We start from the raw sequence: 18,531 nt of genomic DNA, 5'->3' as shown, positions 1-18,531 counted from the left end.
CTGGATCGCGACCAAGCGGCATGAATCGGGCCCATCACAGCGACGGTCGCTCGTTGGCCCTGGCGCCGACGACTCGGGCATATAGGAGAGGACGCGACTTTGCGGCCTGGCTGGGGCTCACCCCGCTGCAGCGCTCCACGGGCGGAAAGCAGAAGCTCGGCGAGACATCCCGCATGGGCGAACGAACTCTGCGCCGACTATTAATCATCGGTGCGAGCGCAGCCGTGCGCTGGGCAATGCGTAAAGGCTCGACCGCAAATCCTTGGCTTGCGCGCTTGCTTGCCCGCAAGCCGTCCATGCTCGTGATCGAGTGCCTGAATGTGGCTTTTCTCATCGATGCAGAGGACAAGGGCTCGGTTTGGGATAGGTAAAGGCCGATGATATTGCCCACCTTGACGACGAACAGCGGATCGCTCGACAGCTTGAATGTCTGGCTACGGTGCGGCAAGCCGAACGCCGCCCACATGCGGCGGATCGTGGTGTGGAAAAAACAGTTTCCGCCGCCATCGAGCGGATCGACTGGGCGTCGCGTCGGCTGGCGTCAGCCGCAACGTTCGTTCGATCACCGCGGCAACCTGATCGGCGTTGATGGTGCGAGGTCAGCCATGGCGCGCCTCTTCAAGCAGACCATCACAGCGATCCTTCAAAACGCGATGGCGCTATTTGGCAACGGTGTGTTCATGGAGGCCGAGTTTGGCAGCCACGGACTTGCTAAGGCAAGCCGTCCGCACACCACAGGATCGCGCGGTACCGCTCAGATAGCGAGCGGGCAGCGTGGTGACGACGAACTTGCCTCTCAAAGTACGTCCGCTCCTGCTGACTTAGCACCAACGCGCGTCAAGGATTGTCTCTAGCGCTCCGTGTGATCGAACGCTTCCGTTCCGGCGAAGATCAATATGTCGTGGCGACCGCGCCACCCCAGCGGTAATTCAGGCGGACCAGACCGATATCGACGTCCTGACTGATACGGGCAGTCCCCGCGAAAGCGCCCGCCGGACCACCCACGAGTCCCGGTGAAAAAAGAAGTCCACGTCCCGATGACCCATGAACAGGTAGTCGTACTCAACGCCGATGGACCAGTTCGGAGCGAAGCCAAATTCAAGGCCCGCCCCTACCGTGCCGCCCCAACAAGTTTCGCTGCCGTTGTCGATCGTCAGCCCAGTCGCAAAATCGAAGACCCGGTATTTGTCGCGGACAACCGCAGCGCCACCCTTCACATAGAGCAGCATGTTATTCCAGGCATAGCCGACTTGGCCCGTGAACAGGCCGAATGCATCAAGCTTGGATTCATCCTGGACGCCTGCAAAAGCGAGGTTGGCGTTGGAGCCCTTGAAATCGGCCCAGTCGCCCTGCGCCTCCAGGCCAAACAGCGAGTTGGCTATTTGCCAGCGATAGTCGATTTGACCGCCGACCGTGCCTCCCGTCGCATTATGGCAACCCCATGCCGACGGGCGGAGCGACAACCGCGCCGCCGGCGTTGACCACGTCCCAGCATTGATGCGCGGAGCCGCCGCCGCCATTTATGCCGACGTAGAAGCCGCTCCAATCATAGATTGGAATGACCGCTGGGAGCGCTTTGACGTAGGGCCCCGCGGCCAGATCAGCGGCAGAGGAAGGGGCAACCAGCGCGATCAGGGCTACCGTGCCCTCTAAACCCAGCTTCGTATCGACCGTCCCTGACGGGTATAGGACGAAGATTGCCATGTGCCCGTCCTCTCCATCAATTCCCAAGGTTGGTAGTTGACTGACGCCCATGCAGCCGACGACTCATGCGTCTCATATCGTTGTCATCCGGGAAGCGCAGGATATGCATGTCCTTGTTCTGGTTACCCAAAAAGGCGGAAGCGGCAAAAGCACGCTGGCGGTTGGCATTGCGGTCGCGGCGATGGGGAACGGGGAGCGCGTCGCAATTGTCGAGGCGGATCCACAAGGCACGATTTCAAAATGGAAAGAGCGGCGTGGCCATCCCTATCCGCGGGTCGTTCGGATCTCCGATCCCGCCGAACTAGAAGTGGCTCTCGTCAGCCTTGAAGCTGAGGGAATCTGGCTTACGGTCATCGATACCGCCGCCACGAACAATGCACTGGCCGTGCTCGCCATCGCGAGGGGCGATCTTTGCCTGATCCCAGTGCGTCCGAGTCTGGCCGACATCGAAGCTGCTATACCGACACTAATTGCTATTCGTAGGCTCAACCGCCGATTCGCTTTCGTCCTCAATCAGACGCCACCGCGGGGCTGCCGCTTGAGTGAAGCTGCAACGTCGCTCAATTCGCTCGGGGTGCTTGCGCATCCCTATGTCGGACAGCGCAATGTCCACCAGGACGCGCTTGGGGCCGGATTAGGCGTAACCGAGTTTGCACAAGAGGGAAGAGCCTCGGAGGAAGTTCATGAGCTTTGGCGCTGGGTCTTGAAAACGCTTGTCGAGGGGTCGTTAGATCATGAGCCACACGAAAAAAAGGCGTCGTGCTAGCCATACGCGCTGTGCGCGACGCTCGCTGGTGGAGCTTACCGCGGCGGCGAGCCGAGCCGTTGACGATGGCCTGTTTGTGTTGTCCAGCGGGATTGCCGCTTCCAATCCGCGATCGGAGCACACCGGAGAGAAGACGCATGATCAAACAATGCTTGCGAGGCAAGCGACGGCTCCCGGTGCCGTTGCGGTGCTTGAATCTCGGAATGCGGCGGCGCCGCGCAAGGACGAACTTCTAGATTCCGACGCTACGACTGAGATGATGGTGAAGATTGCCAATCTCGTAGAGACACGGGTGGGGAGGGAAGCGGCACCGAAAGACATCGGCTCCGGTCTTGAAGGCGACTTTTTGACCGCTCTCAAAGAAGCCGCAACAGAGTTCCGCGCGGATGCGGCCGAGTTGATCGTGCAGAAGGAACCTGCCGACGGCGCGGGGCAGCCGCAACTGCGATACATGCGGCGGCTCACTGACGAGGCGGTCAGATTGCTGGACGATCTTCAGAGCGGCAAGCTGGAGAATCAGGCGAACTTCATCCTGAGCGAATGCTTCAGAGAAGCCGCTAGCGCGTTCTCTATGATCAATCAGCAGCTCAAGCGCGACGGCTATGCCGCGAGCATTGATCCATCAATCTTCATTTGGCTTGCCAATCTCATCGAACCGGAGACGCGCGACACCGGGACCATGCGGCTTGAGATCGTACCCAACCACCGAGCTCGTCCGAGCACGTATGCGCGCCAGGTCGGTCAATTCATCTGGCACCTTGTCGAGAGGCAAGGCTGCGGGCGGCAGGCCGCATATCGGGCTGCGCTCACGAAGTTCAGCATAAGCGCGAGTTTCGCCGAGACGGCCTATGCCTTTTGGGAGCCGATCTTCAAGCGGGCGGGACCGCACGTGAAGATGCTGACCCGCATTTCAGATCCAGAAATGTAAAGCAAAGCAGCGTGGGCATTTGGCGTCCGATTTAACTGAGGCCCCCTGAGAGGACTGCCCGGCAACTTCGTCCGAGCTCTGGACGAAGAAGACGCTGACGTTGGGGCCGCTCCTGCATGGCCCATAATTGCGCTGATAAGGGCCCGGAGCGAAGCCGGCTGATCGTGCTGGGCGCCGTGACAATTGCGCCTGTGAAATCGAAGCCAGTACCGCATCTTGATTGTGCTCGTACTGCTCCAAGATTGCATCCCATAGGACTTTCCACTCCTTCGGGCCCCATTCGTAAGAACGTTGAAATAGAGGCGCCAACATCTGTTCGATGCCTTTGAAGAGTTCAATTATTGGACGGGACGAGCTTCCATCGAAAGTCCCTATTGGCGAAGGTTGTGCAGCGGACGTGCTTCTATTAACACGGGAATCTAATTCATGCATGTTGTCAGTCTCAGATCAAGATCGGTCGAATGTTGTGCAATCAAGTTCGCTGCCTGCCACTGATTATTTCCTCCAGAGAGAGTCATCGCCCAGACGATCCGGGCCAAACTTGTTGGTAACGGCGATGGCGACGACGACCATGTCCGACGCCGTTCAAGCAGGACTTTGATCCAGCCTCCAACCCGGGAGCGTGCCTTTGGGCACCGAACGACGTTACGTGCTCCGATGACAAGCAAGTGCCTGAGATAGGAATCGCCCTGTTCGTAATCCGGCCGAGCCGATCCTTCCCGCCGGTGGAATTCTGCTTAGGCGTCAGGCCAAGCCAGGCCGCGAACTCGCGCCCGGAGCGGAACATTGTCGCGTCCGGCACGGTCGCGGCGAGAGCCGTGGCCGTTATGTGACCGATCCCTGGAATCGAGGACAGCAACTTCGCCATCGGATTTATTCGCTGGATCTGAGCTAGCTCGCGCTCGATGGCCTCGACCTGCCGGTCCAATTCCTTCAGTTGGTTCACAAGGACGGCTAGTGCAATTCGGGCGTGGGCCGGTAGCATCAGTTCCTCGTCATCCAACAAGTCCACCAGACCGTCCGCCCGTTGCCGGCCTTGCCCGGCAATGATTCCGAACTCAGCAAAATGAGCCCGAGTGGCGCAGGCTGTCGTGGCCCGTTGGCGGACCAACAAAGCCTCTTGCACGATGAAGCATCAAGAAGCCCTGGTTCTCGACGCTCTTGATTGGAACGAACCGCATATTGGGACGCGTGACCGCTTCGCAGATTGCAGCCGCGTCAACGGCGTCATTCTTGGCTCCTCTTCGTAGGTAGGGTTTAACATAGGCTGGCGGGATCAATCTCACATCGTGTCCAACTGCCGAATCTCCCGCGCCCGGTTGTGAGCAGTCGCGCAGGCCTCAATGCCGACTAGGCAAGGTACGAGCGAGGAGAAGAACGACACGATCTCGCCTGGCCGGAGGCGTTGGCGACAGGCCACTTGGCCTTGGCCATCAACGGCATGGATGAAAAATACGTGCTTCGAAACGTCCAACCCAATTGTCGCGACTTCCATTGGTGAACTGTTGCTGTTAGCGGGTTCGTCCATCGCCAGCATATCGCCGGCGCCGAGGGAGCGGGGCCGTCTTCCCCATCAATGGCCGGATGCGCGATGAGCTGCTCAACGAGACCCTGTTCTTCGATCTTGACGGCGCCCGCGCCAAGATCGCCAACTGGGTCGACGATGACAATCTCCGGCAGCCTCACTCGTCGCTGTAATATGTTACCCCCCCCCGGCCTATGCAGCCCACCTCACCGCAACGGACGATCGGCTACGCAACCCCGACCAGCTTCGCCGATCGTTCGTTGCTCCAACCGCGCCACTTGGCGTCCAAGATCCCGACACTCTAATGCCGCTGGATGAAAGTTCAGTGGCAGGTCAATTCGTGAATCCATGATCGCTCCTCCAGATTGGTTAGAAGCCGACATTGTGGTTCGATAGATGCACAACTTAAATTCCGATTCGAGTTTTGCAGTGTGTCAGGGTTGCAGTCGCGCGTAAGCGCGCAATCAATCTGCAACGAGCAGGCCTACGTGCGAGTGAATTTGCGTGATGCGAAGCACTGAAGCTTCCTGCCTGTGCGCTTGCGACGCGAGACGCGACGCCGACCCTCGAGGCAACGCCTGCAAGGATACGCCAGCCCGGAGACGGCGCGTTGCGCAGCCGCGCTGGTAGTGCGCCGAGGCGACGCGCGCCGTTGCGCAGGCCAACAATTAAAGGTTGTGAGGCCCGCTTACAGGCGATAAGGCTGGCAAGAGATGCAATCTCAGCAGGTGGGGCGACAAATTCCGGTTGTCCTGCGTGCTTTTCTCCTTCGAAACCGATGGGTGGTAATCAAGCCGGCGATCGTGCCTGCGACATGATCGAACTGCGGCGCAGGCCGAAGCTAATTCCGATCCAGCTCGTACCTGACATGATTAGATCGAGGCTGAGAAACAGTCCAAGAATATAGACGCTGTTGAGCGGCCAACGTGCTAAGATCAACAGCCCAACCAGCAGGGTAATGACGCCGGCTATCCTAGGATCGCAACGTGAGCCAGACACCTAAGTCGGCCGATACACGATAAGGTTTAAGGCCAGACATGGAAACTCGCCGCTTGCGCGCCGACCAAGGACGTCCGGAGATATTTCTGTTCAAGCGACGACTGGATGGGTTCGTCCAGGCGCTTCTTTTCGCCCAAAGCCAACTTTCAAGCTCAGCAATTTGGATCGAGAATGATCGGGGAATTTGGCCTCCTGAGTATGATCTCGGGATCCGCCCTAGCCTTGTACGCACGTCGGCATCGATCGAAGATCTTGGAGGCATGCGCTGGCGCACTGCTAATTCTTGGCCTCGCCTGCTTTGGCGCATCACTGCCGGAGTGAGCATCCAATCTCGCGGGAACTAAGCGGCTGCTCCCGCGGCAGCAGAGGCACCCCGGTTCGCACACAACTCGTGGTCGAGTCTATAATCCAGGTCGGCCGCGAGTTGCTCGAGAAGATGGTGCTTGCCCATGGCAATTTCTTGCTGTGGATTTAGTCTGAGTTAGGATGACGGATCAGGCTGCGCGAAACTATATGCGCGTCGCAACAGAGTTCGGGCCGATCCAAAAGCGCGCTTGGGATTTGAGCCTCAAGGCGCTTCTCGCCGTGTCCTATGCTCAACGAGAAGCGAGTAGAGGAGCGCGGTAAGATGGAAGGAATCGGCGGCTCAATATCGGAAAAGTCCCACCTTTTCTTGTCCTTTGCAGACACGACGAAATTTGCCCCCCGCCCGGCACACGCTGGAGCCTGAGCAACTTAGTTGCTTGATCCGAGACCCCGCGCCGCACAGTTCCCCTATTCATTGGAGGATACCGGAGTCCTACGGATAGCGACGGCGTGCGCCCTCCTCCATATTCTATGCAAGCCAGGATTTTGCATTTCCTTCCTGGGGCTAGAGCCAACGCCGCCCGCATGCATTTTGAGCGGGCGGCGTTGTGCTTTCTACAAACAAACGTCGCAGTTCACCGATCCATATCAATAAAAGCGCGTTGCTGCGGTGGCTACAAATGACGCGGGCGCTGCCTTGGAGAAACCGCCCAAGCGCAAGTCTGGGCTGAGCAGATTTGGCCATCTCATGGGGTCGCGAGTGTGAATGTTTGAGAAGCCAAGCCCGCACGTTTTTCAGCAACTCGCGTACCAAACGGGCACGACGAAAAGAGAGAGGGAAGAACAGGACGCGCGCGGTTGACTAGTCGCGCCCTCGGAAAAGCGTGCGAGCGGCTGCTGACGACCGCCCGCACGAGTTGCGGTATGAAGAGAAGAAGCAAGAAGCCGTACTTTTAAAGCAGCAGACGAGCCAGGGCCGCGCTGGCGCTGGGATTGTCAGAACTTTTGTGTCAGGGGTTTCTGTGAAGGGTGAATTTGTCTCCCGGCATCAAGAACAAGGCATCAGCGGCATGGTGGATGAGTTTGCTTGGCCGCACCGAGCGTTCAAGTCCCGAAGCCGCGGAGCGGCGCGCCGCAGGCGAGGAACTTGACGGCGAAGGGGCGTGCCGAGCCATCATGGCCGTTGCCGTGATGCCGTTCGTCATCGCGTCGTTCCCGGAAAGCGCTCGCCGAACCGGATGGCAAACTGGCCCATCGCGGAGGTCCATTCGACCGGGCGTCGCCAGCGCAGGCCGGCATTCTTGATTGCGAGATAGAGCAGCTTCGACGCCGCGTCATCGTTTGGAAAGCTGCCGCGCGTTTTGATGATTTTGCGCAACGAGCGATGCAGCGCCTCCACAGCGTTGGTGGTGTAGATCATCTTGCGGGTGCCCGGTGCGAAGGCGAAGAATGGCACGACGTAATCCCAGGCGCTCCGCTAGGCCGCTCCGATCGCTGGATAGCGCTTGCCCCACTCGGCCTCGAACTCCTCGAGGCGGACAAGCGCAATATCGGCGTGCTCGGCCCGGTAGATCGCCTTGATCGCGGGCAGGATCGCCTTGCGGTCCTTCCGGGACACGAAGGCCATTTTGCCACTCCCGCACCTCATCGAGGACGGCATCGGTGACCCGGCTGATGAGATCGGGTGAGACCTCGGCCCCGTAGAGCTCGGCCAGGTGGCCCTGGATCTCGCGCACCGTCATGCCGCCGGCATATAGGCCCAGAATCTTGTCGTCGAAGCCATCGAACCGCGTCCTGGCCCTTGGCGACGAGCTGCGGTTCGAAACTGCCGGCGCGGTCGCGCGGTATGGCAATCTCGATCTCGCCGTCCTCGGTCAGGATCGTCTTGCTGCTGGTGCCATTGCGGCTGTTGCCCGTCCCTCGACCGCCCGGATCGCCCTTCTCATAGCCGAGATGTTCGCTCAACTCGGCGGCGAGCGCGCGCTCGATCAACGCCTTCTTCAGCTGCTTGAACAGCCCGTTGTCTCCGGTCAGGTCCTCGGGCTTCTCATAGTTAGCAAGCAGTTGATCAAGCAGTTCAGGTGTTATCGTCGTCATGTGAGTCTCCTCGGTAGGGTAAACTCACAGAAACCTGCTTACACATTCCTTATGACACCCTCCTTCGCTGCCGCCGGCTGCGTCGCATCCTGGTGGGCACATTTCAGCTTGAGGACATCAGCAGGCGTGGCCTGAACCTGTTCAGGCTTCCGCGGCGCGAGGCGTGGTCAAGTCTGCCGGTGTAACCTGATCTTCTTGCCGCCCTTCTTCTGCGCTGGGTGGATCCGACGACCTGCCAAATAGTCAAGCCCCTTCATCGACGACAATTGCCGCAAACGATCAACTACCAATACTCGCAATTGACTGCTGATGGAGGCATGACCACCATCATCGGCCGATGAGCACGAAAAGGATATGGCTACAACACACTTGGTATGTTTCCTTCAACCAGTCGAAGGGGCCAAATCGATACCCCATTCGAGAAACCAGAACCTTTCCAAGCGAGGCTGACGCGAAGAGATTCGCGGACGAACTGCTGAACAGTCCATCCGCGAATTCGACTACCATGCTGGCTGGCACGATAAACCCACATTATCCAAGGCGCGTAATTGGATCGAGCGACATAATACTTTGGATACGTGGCCGCAACTGACATAATTGACAACCGCGCACGAAAACGGTGTGTTCGCGTCATTCAGTCGATAGCAATCAGAAAATTGTCTCGGGCGCTTCAGATTTCTGTGGGACGCCGATCGTGAGACCACCATCCACGACCATCTCTGAACCGGTAATGCAATGTAAGACGACTCGTCGCTGAGTCGGAACACCACTGCCTCAACGGCGTCTGCTCGGCCGTTAACGACGGGACGAACGATTTCCGATGCCTCCAATCTTTGGCGCCTCGAATACTTCGTACCGCGCCGGAACCGAGCACGGCGGAAGCGCGCGGATAGGCTTCGACTAGAGCTCGCCGACCCGGCACCCCCAAGGAATTAAGCGCGGATCTGATCAGCAGCATCCCCGCGATCGTCGCATTTACCGGAGAAGCGCGCCACGCTCGATATCCTCATAAAGCCGCCAGCTCCACTGCAGCTTTGCACACGTCATGATCGGGTCTTGAGTTGATTTCTGGCTCTCGGCAGCCCAACGCCTCGCCCTAGGCATTTTGCCCGTGTCGAAGCTTCTTTTCTAGGTACAACTGGAGGCCGTCTGGGAATTGGCAGCACAACGGTTCATCGTTCGTCAGGGCATCAAAGGTTGGATGGTTTACGATCGAGAACGCAAGGGGCCGGCTCTTTTAACAAACGGCGACTGGGCCGAGAAACTGTCGAGGGAAGAGGCCGAACGAATAAAGGGTCAGTTTGCGAACCATGTCTCCTGACCGGCCGCTACCATCACTGAACGCCTCTGCCCTCAATTCAGGACTCACCTCAAAATTGTCCTCCATTCTAAGTCGCTTCTTGCGCAAGCTGGTCGGTTCTACATCGCTTCCAGGATGTCACGGGCACCGAACAACTCGCATACGCAGACATCCACTCCCGTAATATCGGACGATGCTGTGGGCCTACGTGCCGATCCGCACAAAGCTCTGCGCGGGGAGAGTTCGGGGGGATGTCCCGGGTTCTGTTGAATTTCTGAAGAGGTCGGCGTTGCCCACCTTGAGCCGGTAGGCTCGGGGTGCTGATTCCATAAAGGAGAGCAACGCCATGACGAGAGATATCAAACCGGCTGGTTCGTCGGCGACCGGGGCGGTGGACGAAGCGTTTGCAGAAGTGCGGGCGAGCTTCGATCGGTTCTGCCTTGCGGCAGGGATGGAGGCGCTCGGCACGACGATGGAGGCGGATGTTGTGGCGGCCTGCGGGCCGCGCCACGGTCGCGACGCGGCGCGGCGGGCGCACCGTTGGGGTCGAACGCGGGGACGGATAGGTTTCCACGGCGGCAAGATCGAGGTCGAGCGCCCGCGGGTCCGGGGCGTGGATGGCGGCGAGGTCACGATCCCGAGCTGGGAAACGGCGGCGCAGGAGGATTGGCTCGGTCGCGGGGCGATGAACCTGATGCTGATCAATGTGTCGACGCTCCGGTTCGGCCGTGCTGTCCGACTGCCCGAGGGTGACGTGCCGGCACCGCCCGGATCGGGGGTTTCGAAGTCGGCGGCCTCGCGGAGGTTCGTAGCGCTGTCGGCGGCGCGGCTGGCTGACTTCATGGCCGCCGATCTGTCCACGCTCGACCTTCTGGTGGTCCAAATCGACGGGCTGCATCTCGGCGACGATCTCGTGCTGGTCGCCGCAATCGAAGTTGACGGCGAAGGCAACAAGCATCCGCTGGCGCTGGTGGAAGGGGCGACCGAGAATGCCGTAACGGTTCAGGCCCTGCTGGACAACCTGGTCTCGCGCGGGCTCGACCCGACGGTGCCAGGACTGTTCATCGCCGACCGCACGAAAGGCGTTGTCGAAGGCGATCCGCCGCACCCTCGATTCGCGCAACATCATGGAACGCCTGCCGAAAGAGCATCATGCGGCCACCCGTCGGGTGCTGCGCCAGGCCTGGGAGCTCAATGACGCCGACAAGGCTGAAAAATTGATCCGCAATCTCGCCCGTCGACTCGACCAGCAATGGCCCAGTGTAGCGGCGAGCATCCTCGAAGGCCTCGACGAAATCCTGACTGTCGTCCGGCTGAAGCTGCCGAAGGAGCTTCGTCGATCGCTCGCCTGTACCAACATCGCCGAGAACATGATGGGCACCATTCGCGGCGTCACGCGCAACGTCAAACGCTGGCGCGATGCCGGTATGGCCTTGCGATGGGTCGCGGCCGGCATGATCGAGGCCAACAAGGGCTTCCGACGATTGAAGGCGCATAAGCAATTGTCGGTTCTGCGTGCGGCCCTTCAAGCTCACCGCGATCGCATGACGACCAAGCCCGTTGCCCACGTCACGAGGGCAGCGTAACATTCATTCCGGCAACGTCGGCCCGACGTAGTTCAACACCGATCGGGACATCCCCCCTCTACCCTCGACGCAGAGCCCTGTTTGGGCCGAATGACAGGCAGGATCTGCTTGACCAACAATTGTGCTGAGCGCGCATTGAGAGGCATCGCCTTGGGAAGGCGCAACTGGACCTTCGCCGGCAGCCAGCGTGGCGCCGACCGTGCCGCCATCATGCTGACGATGATCGCGACCTGTCGCCTCAACAAAGTCGATCCCAAGGCCTGACTCGCCGACGTCCTCGCCCGTATCGCCGATCTTCCCGCATCGCATCTGCACGAACTGCAGCCCTGGGAATGGAAGCTCCTGCGCCGAGCCCGCCGGTCAGCAAGCCGCCTGACCTTCACGCAAACCATCATAGAGTTCGTCGTGCCCGCGCGCACGCTTCAATCAGGCGGTCTTCGTCGTATGCGTACGACATCAGCCCCTGAGTCGGTTCTGCAGCGCCTGCCGATTGGCAACGAGGCTGCTGAGGTTCAGCAGGTGTGGTGCTCGTCCTTGCTCCAATTGCCTAACCAGCGCCCGCGTGCCGTCCACCACGAAGACGCCGCAATCATAAGTGTTCAGCTGCTGGGTCATGCCGCGTGACTCCAGGCGGGCGCCCAGCCTTGCTGCGAGCTCTGCTGCGGGCGTGTTGTTGTATTCCCCCATGGAGTCGTAGCGATAGGCAACCGGCCTTTCGCGGTCGCGGCGATCAACAAACAGCAACGACCAATGGGTGCCGGGGAGATTCGTAGCACGGGCATTGTTCACTGGCAGGAACAGGAAGTCGGCTGTGTCGTCACCATTCTGATCATGGACGATGCGCTGGAATGCGCGTAGCATTTCGCTCTCGGTGCCCAAGCGCAGGCTAACAAGGGTTATGAGAGGATCCACGAACCGCGTCCGGGCGGCGAGATTCGGATTGTCCCCCCCCAACTCTTGCGCCAGGAGCTGGTAATCTCTCAGGACATGCTCGTCGCCCAGCCATTCCGTGTCCTCGAGCACCAGCCCGCGGCCGTGAGACGAAGCTGTCGGATCTAAAGCCCCGATCTGAGCATCGTAGGAGGTGCTCGGAAACGCCGGCACAGAATTAACATCGTCGCGTGATTCAGACGGCGTGGCCGCAGTCAGATCAACCAATGGAGGACCGCCGTAGGTGCTTGAGCGAGCCCTGGCAGCCGGCGCTGGCGCAAAGTGAGCATCGTCGCGCAACTCGGACGGTGTCGGCGCATTCAGAGCAAGAAATGGCTCAAGACCAGCGTAGATGTCTGAGGGAGCCCTGGTAGAGTGCGCTGGCGCAAAGTGAGCATCGTCGCGCAACTCGGACGGTGTCGGCGCATTCAGAGCAAGAAATGGCTCAAGACCAGCGTAGATGTCTGAGGGAGCCCTGGTAGAGTGCGCTGGCGCAAAGTGAGCGTCGTCGCGCAACTCGGACGGTGTCGGCGCATTCAGAGCAAGAAATGGCTCAAGACCAGCGTAGATGTCTGAGGGAGCCCTGGTAGAGTGCGCTGGCGCAAAGTGAGCGTCGTCGCGCAACTCGGACGGTGTCGGCGCATTCAGAGCAAGAAATGGCTCAAGACCAGCGTAGATGTCTGAGGGAGCCCTGGTAGAGTGCGCTGGCGCAAAGTGAGCGTCGTCGCGCAACTCGGACGGTGTCGGCGCATTCAGAGCAAGAAATGGCTCAAGACCAGCGTAGATGTCTGAGGGAGCCCTGGTAGAGTGCGCTGGCGCAAAGTGAGCGTCGTCGCGCAACTCGGACGGTGTCGGCGCATTCAGAGCAAGAAATGGCTCAAGACCAGCGTAGATGTCTGAGGGAGCCCTGGTAGAGTGCGCTGGCGCAAAGTGAGCGTCGTCGCGCAACTCGGACGGTGTCGGCGCATTCAGAGCAAGAAATGGCTCAAGACCAGCGTAGGTGCTTGAACGAGCCCTGGCAGCCTGCGCTGGCTCAAGGTGAGCATCGTCGCGCAACTCGGACGGCGTCGGCGCATTCAGATCAACAGATGGCTCAAGCCTGCCCTTAGCATGTGACGGGGGCCTGGATGGTGATGCTGATTCTTGCAGCTGTTCACCCAACCAAGCCCAAGCTCCCGCGCTGGCTGGCGTTGAGGGAAGATCCTGCGCCGAGCCGGAATGCCGATCGCACTGCGCGGCCGGCGAGCTCGGCTGCTCAGGGCCTGGCAACCCCAGCCCTCGGTTCGCCTCGATGAGTTTTAAGTAGCTGCGAAGATGCGACAAATCGGGACCGTGTATTCTGCTTCCAGTCCGTTGGAACGCTAGCACATCGTTATCCAGCGTTAACTGCTCCTTGCTAGAGCCGTTAAGTCGCCCAGTTATGCTCCCCCTGCCGTTTTCTTTAAGCCACGCACTCAGCGCACGAAGACGTGTAGCCCGCTTCTGCGCAGACTGCCTCTGCGCCGCAATCGTGGTTCTAAGATCGTTCAAGGCTTGGCCGAGCGCTCCCTCGATGAAGGTGGCGTCTTCGGGATGAGGAACCACGCGACGGGGGCGACCAAGGACTCGGGGTTCGGGGGCTTCGGCTTCTTCACTCCCACGCAAGAGCCGCCGGAGAACATTCAGATTCGATTTGATGCTGTTCTGACGGTCCCGCCCCAAGCTCCTGTACGCCGCAATTTCCTCATCCAGCGATGAACCGCCTCGCAGCCGAGAAGCTACGGGCCCCCTATGACTTGCGTTGACCCAGCGAACAAATATCCCAAGCCCGGAAACACTGTTCTTGATGGCTCCTGGGGTGAGCTTGCGCCGCTCGGCGTCTAAACGAAACTTCGCCAAGAGCTCCTCGTCTTCGCCCGGGAGCTGCTCGCCGATTAGTCCGTCCGGCGACCGCAGGCTTTCGGGCGCAAACGTGTTCAGCGTGTTCCGAAAGGTAGCATCATCACGCAACTGGTACGATCTGGATGGAAGCTGAGCTGGGACAGGCAAGGATGACGCAGTTTCCGAGCTCGGCCACATGCTCCAATCAAAGTCGAGCGGCATCTGCGGTGACCAAGTTGAGGTGGACCCGGCGGGTTCCTGCGGTCCGGCTTGTTCTGCCCCCTGGAGCCGCTCAGGCGGGACCAAGACGGACCATGATGGGCCGCCTTCCACCATCACCGAAAGCTGATTCCTGACGGCGTCACGCGATGCGTCGTGCCGCCTAGCGGTGTCTCGGACATGCCTCGCTACTGAATGTGCCGCTGGGGCGTATTCGTGCGCACGCGACGGCATCGGAGCTTGCCTCTGCGATGGTGACGCCCCCAGTTGATGGGATGGGGTCTGCACCAGCTGACGCTCAACGGCGACGCCCTGGGGGTTGCTTAGCGTCTTCTGCCTCTTCGCTGATCTCAACTCCCCTGTATCATGCTCATCGCTGATGAGAACCTGCTCGCCTGGCACGAGGGTGTTCCTGTGACGTTCATCCGACAGTTCGTGATCATGATGGCACCAGTTCAAGGGGCGAAGGGATTCTGCAGGATCCAATGCCAGGCTATGCCGCGGTGGAACCCCATGGTCGTCGCGGGGCAAGTTCAAGTCACGAAAAGACCCTCCTGCATCCGCTGCTTGTTGATGGTGCGCGATTGTCTCGAGAGGCGGCGAGGAGCTGGGTCCGTCCATCGTCTCCAAAAGCAGATCCTGCTGGTTCGCAGGCAGAGTCTCCGGCCAGCTGATAGCTCCATTCGAGCCGCTGTGCTGTGCAGTCGCGGCCCGGGTCCGCCTCGGCTCGGCGCGAACCGCGTCTTCGAGATCAGGAACGGGGCGAATATGAGGCCGGAGCTCGATCGCTCTAGCACCCGCCGGCGACCTCAGGAGATGAGCCAGTGCGGCCCCGGCTTTTCTGCGGCCACGGGGGTCCGCCTCCTTATACTGGCTGACATCATTATCCAGCGAGCCGTCGCCAAGTCGAGCAGCAATGCCGGGCTTATCGTTTTCACGGAGGTAATCACTGAAATCGATAAGAAGAGCTGCATAGGTCCTGACGGTGTTGGCGGTGCCTGACGCTGCATCTTCCTTGTACCTTTTGATGAGATCCGCATCTTGGGGATAGGGATTCAGCTCAACCCGGCTTGCAATCGGCGCGATGCCGCCCGGCGATTGGGCGGCTCGAAGATGATCCAGTGGCGTAGCGATGGCCTGCCCCTCCTGCTTGCCGAACTCCTGGGCATCCTTGTCCAGCGACTCTTCGGAAAGCCGGGCAGCAATGCCCGGCTTTCCGTTCTTTACGAGCCAATGCCCCAATCCGAGAAGACAACGTACATTGCGCCTGACGGTGCGCTCGGAGGCCCCAGCCTTGAAGAGTGCCGGCCCGAGCCCCTCAATAAGAGACGCATCTTCGGAATAAACAGGATCCATGCTGCTACCTGCGAAAGCCAAATTTGCATGGCCGAGCGGCAGCGCCGACGCATTCAGCATCGTTCCACCGCATTCACCGTGCGTAGCCGGCGTATATGGTTGCCCGCTCGCCCGCATGATGGGCCGCGCCTCAGATCGCGATGCATCCGCTTGATGGGCGCGGGCCTGCATGAGCACGGGAGAGGACGGGACAGCGACCTCGCTCAGCTGCCTGTGAAAGGCCGCCGCCTCTGCCGACGAGTCGGCCGGAGAGGCATCTTGCGCGTCCACGCTATCCGTTTGTTGACGCACGCGATTCATTAAGACGAAGTTCATCTGTACTCACTTTCGAAGATGAAGGGCCAGGAGCGCTGATCGTATGCGTCTGGACTTGAGCGCCGGCATTTGACGGTTCAGCCGCCAAGCGAAAGGAAGTCGTGGTCACGACGCTCCCGATCGAATTTCAATCGGACCCGCTGTCGATCTGTTCGAGGAGTTCGTGTCGGCTTCGAGCTCATCGAGGATTTCCTCTCGGTGATAACGGCCACTTGATCGTGTCACCACAGCGGCGCTCCGGCGCGAGACAAACCACCTGTAGCTACATCCCCAGGCGCGCCATCTGGGTCGACATGTGCTCCGTCTCGGGAAGGGGATACCACGGATGGCCACCAACTGCGGTGCTCATCAAGGACCTACAGAACGCCGGCGTGAGCTTCCCGCGGTGGATCACGACGTTCTCGCGCCCCGTCGCAGCTTGAGCGCTCTGCCAGTCCTGATTGTAGCCGCGTTGGTCATTGGACTTCACGTGGCAAGCGGCGAACTCGGCATCGCTCAGCGTTGCCAACTGCCAGGCATGTACCGGCCGCTTGGTATGGATGTGCACCCACATCGGGCTTGGCATCGCGCCATTGCGCAGGGCCTTGGGCTGCAGCTTGATCTCGAACAGTGTCCCCGGATCATCCTTCAAGGCGCGCGGTGGATTCACAGACGCCAGCTCCCCGGCCGCCCGCAACTGTTCAAGATACTTCTGGGACGGAAACGCGTAGGTCTTCATGCAATCGATCGTGATCGCCGCCTTTCGCGCCTTCAAAGAGTTCGCCTGTCCTGCACCTCGGACAACATCGCCTTGAGCCGGGTTATTTTGTCATGCACTTCCGGCACTTGCGCAGGCGTGAGTAGGACACGTCGGCGAGGCTCCTCCAGCGCGACTACACTGGCCTCAATCTCGGAGGCCTGCGTCTGCAGTCGCTTAACGACGAGATCCACGACGTGATCGGCGTCCTCGGGCTTCATCTGGCGCGCTTGCGAGACGGTGCTTTGCTGAGCGGGCAGATCGAACTGCAAAAGTTCGTCCAATCGCTCGATTAATCCGGTCAGTGCTTTCCTGGAGGGCGGAGCCTGCAATATCTCCAGGTGCCCAGTCGCCGACGATGACACCCTCGCGTCTGCCTCCTCCGCGCTCGCGAGTTTCTTTGTACCCAAATCCGAGAGTACGATCACCTTGCCTGTTGGGGCCGTGGCAGCGTCGGGCGTGGCGAGCTGCGGCTCGCGCAGCCCGCCCGCCGAACTTCGCTCGCCTGCGGCCGGGGCGCGCTTGCCTTTCCCCTTCCTCCGCGCCGCGCCCCCTTCAACCACTACGGCAGTCCGGGCCAGCGGCTCAATCATGGCGGGCGTCTTTGGCTGCACGACCAAAAGACGCGTGACGTCGTCCGCGGTGACCCATGCACCTTCCGCGATCTGGCCCAACAGTTCCAACGGAAGGTCGGCATCCGTTCCGGCGCCCCTTAGTCGGGTAACGATGCCGTGCACCCCTGAGGCAAATTCCGAAAGCCGTTCCATGACTCCTTCCAGAACGGTGCAGTGGTCTGCGTCGAGCGCCGCTCCCTCCAGAACGGCGTGGGAAGTCGAGTTGAATGCCGGAAAAAAATCCGCGATAAAGGTCCCAAGCAGTCGCACCCGCCCATCCTCACCCATGAGGGCGTCGTTCACGGCTGGGCCGAACGTGGCCGCCTTCGACTCGATCAAGAGTCGCGCGAGAGCGATGCGCGATTCCAGGTACATGCACTTCGTATACAGCGCCCAGCCGGTATGCTGGCGTAGCGCGGCCTCTTCCTCCTCCCGCATCTTGGACGTGGTGCTGGGCAAGTTGGCGGTGTCCGTATAAACGGACCGCATCCGCTCCGAGCGCAATACCTTCTTTCCCCACCAATCCAAGCAGGCTTCGTAATGCTTCGCCACGCTGGATACCGCCCGGTCCAGCTGGTCGGACGGAGCGCCGGCATCTCGCATCCGGCCGAGCACGGCTGCTGCTTTGCTCCTGTTCGCCTCCAGGTTGTTGACAATCCAGGTGGCCGCGATGTTGCATTCGTCTCCCGCAGCGATAGTTTCGGCGCGGACTTGACGAGCCTGACCATCGGAAAGAAGCCTGCGCGCCATGTCCGGGGGGAGGCTCGCGTAATACTTCAGAACTTCCGAGCCTGCCTTGACGATTTGATCGATCAGCTCTTGCGTCTCCGACGGATTCCGGGCTTGTGTGGCTGCATTTCGAGAACTATCAAGGCCCTCAAGCAGGCTGCGCATTTTTTGCTTCGCTGCCTTGATTCCGTCGACACTCGAGGGCATCCGGACTGCCACACCGGACGCGGGTGGCTCACTCATGAGCGCGGTTCCTCCGGAGCGCATCCGCTCCAATTCCCTGTCGAAAGATTGCCCGCCTTCCCCAGGGGCGGGATCGGGCTCCGGGCTCGAACTGCTCGATCCCCATGCGCTGTCGGCTCCTGAAGGCCCAACAATGCCCGCCATCTTCCACCTCCAATCAGGTCCATAATGCGCAGCCTGTTTGGATAGACAGCTCGGCTGACGAGAAGCTGACCAAGAGCGTTTTCCCCGGATGCACAGGAAAACCCAGCTCACCATGGGTTGCAATTCTATGGCGTCTGGGGTGCTGCTGGAGGTAGCGGGGCATCGTCAACTTAA

5 protein-coding genes and 8 pseudogenes are annotated in these 18,531 nt (G+C 60.2%); 6 read left to right on the top strand and 7 right to left on the bottom strand.

The window, feature by feature from the left end:
- Window positions 1–24: 24 nt before the first annotated feature.
- Window positions 25–308 (top strand): annotated as a pseudogene (locus V5279_RS08070) (transposase); the annotation flags it as partial.
- Here the strand turns inward: V5279_RS08070 and V5279_RS08065 are convergent.
- The 3 genes and pseudogenes from V5279_RS08065 to V5279_RS08055 form a co-directional block, all read right to left on the bottom strand.
- Window positions 300–831: pseudogene (locus V5279_RS08065) on the bottom strand (helix-turn-helix domain-containing protein); the annotation flags it as partial. The pseudogenes V5279_RS08070 and V5279_RS08065 sit on opposite strands and share 9 nt — an antisense overlap.
- A gap of 98 nt (window positions 832–929) precedes the next feature.
- Window positions 930–1,463 (bottom strand): outer membrane protein, encoded by a 534-nt coding sequence (locus tag V5279_RS08060; RefSeq protein WP_338696304.1) that lies wholly within the window; start codon window positions 1,461–1,463, stop codon window positions 930–932.
- Window positions 1,429–1,704: a hypothetical protein gene (locus tag V5279_RS08055; RefSeq protein WP_338696302.1), complete on the bottom strand. Its 276-nt coding sequence runs from the start codon at window positions 1,702–1,704 to the stop codon at window positions 1,429–1,431. Before V5279_RS08055 ends, V5279_RS08060 begins: the two co-directional genes overlap by 35 nt.
- Window positions 1,705–1,753: 49 nt before the next feature.
- Here V5279_RS08055 and V5279_RS08050 point away from each other — a divergent pair, with 49 nt between their 5' ends.
- Both V5279_RS08050 and V5279_RS08045 read left to right on the top strand, forming a co-directional pair.
- Entirely contained in the window at window positions 1,754–2,470 is a 717-nt protein-coding gene (locus tag V5279_RS08050) for a ParA family protein (protein WP_338696300.1), read from the top strand.
- Complete coding sequence (locus tag V5279_RS08045) at window positions 2,439–3,398, top strand: hypothetical protein (protein WP_338696298.1); 960 nt, start codon at window positions 2,439–2,441, stop codon at window positions 3,396–3,398. Before V5279_RS08050 ends, V5279_RS08045 begins: the two co-directional genes overlap by 32 nt.
- 419 nt (window positions 3,399–3,817) lie before the next feature.
- Here the strand turns inward: V5279_RS08045 and V5279_RS47035 are convergent.
- A pseudogene (locus V5279_RS47035) lies at window positions 3,818–4,893 on the bottom strand (IS110 family transposase).
- A gap of 68 nt (window positions 4,894–4,961) precedes the next feature.
- Between V5279_RS47035 and V5279_RS08035 the strand changes: the two are divergent.
- Window positions 4,962–5,275: pseudogene (locus tag V5279_RS08035) on the top strand (integrase core domain-containing protein); the annotation flags it as partial.
- A 2,154-nt stretch (window positions 5,276–7,429) separates the two neighbouring features.
- On the opposite strand, the pseudogene V5279_RS08030 reads toward V5279_RS08035, so the two are convergent.
- Window positions 7,430–8,325 (bottom strand): annotated as a pseudogene (locus tag V5279_RS08030) (transposase).
- A gap of 1,646 nt (window positions 8,326–9,971) precedes the next feature.
- Here V5279_RS08030 and V5279_RS08025 point away from each other — a divergent pair.
- Window positions 9,972–11,211 (top strand): annotated as a pseudogene (locus V5279_RS08025) (IS256 family transposase).
- Between the two features lie 96 nt (window positions 11,212–11,307).
- Window positions 11,308–11,553, top strand: a pseudogene (locus tag V5279_RS08020) (transposase domain-containing protein); the annotation flags it as partial.
- Between the two features lie 114 nt (window positions 11,554–11,667).
- Here V5279_RS08020 and V5279_RS08015 read toward each other — a convergent pair.
- Together V5279_RS08015 and V5279_RS08010 are read right to left on the bottom strand one after the other, a co-directional pair.
- Window positions 11,668–15,891, bottom strand: coding sequence for a Ulp1 family isopeptidase (locus tag V5279_RS08015; protein ID WP_338696296.1), 4,224 nt, complete (start codon window positions 15,889–15,891; stop codon window positions 11,668–11,670).
- Between the two features lie 262 nt (window positions 15,892–16,153).
- Window positions 16,154–18,357 (bottom strand): annotated as a pseudogene (locus V5279_RS08010) (hypothetical protein).
- Between the last annotated feature and the right edge of the window lie 174 nt (window positions 18,358–18,531).

Origin of the sequence: Bradyrhizobium sp. 26S5 (assembly GCF_036923295.1) — a bacterium.
Taxonomy (GTDB): domain Bacteria; phylum Pseudomonadota; class Alphaproteobacteria; order Rhizobiales; family Xanthobacteraceae; genus Bradyrhizobium; species Bradyrhizobium septentrionale.
Note: the sequence above shows the minus strand (reverse complement) of the source record. Positions and strands in the feature narration are given on the sequence as shown.

What these genes read in the sequence shown, in the direction of transcription:
- V5279_RS08055 (WP_338696302.1), bottom strand. Translation starts at nt 1,704, where the DNA reads ATGGCAATCTTCGTCCTATACCCGTCAGGGACGGTCGATACGAAGCTG.
- V5279_RS08050 (WP_338696300.1), top strand. Translation starts at nt 1,754, where the DNA reads ATGCAGCCGACGACTCATGCGTCTCATATCGTTGTCATCCGGGAAGCG.
- V5279_RS08045 (WP_338696298.1), top strand. Translation starts at nt 2,439, where the DNA reads ATGAGCCACACGAAAAAAAGGCGTCGTGCTAGCCATACGCGCTGTGCG.
- V5279_RS08015 (WP_338696296.1), bottom strand. Translation starts at nt 15,891, where the DNA reads ATGAACTTCGTCTTAATGAATCGCGTGCGTCAACAAACGGATAGCGTG.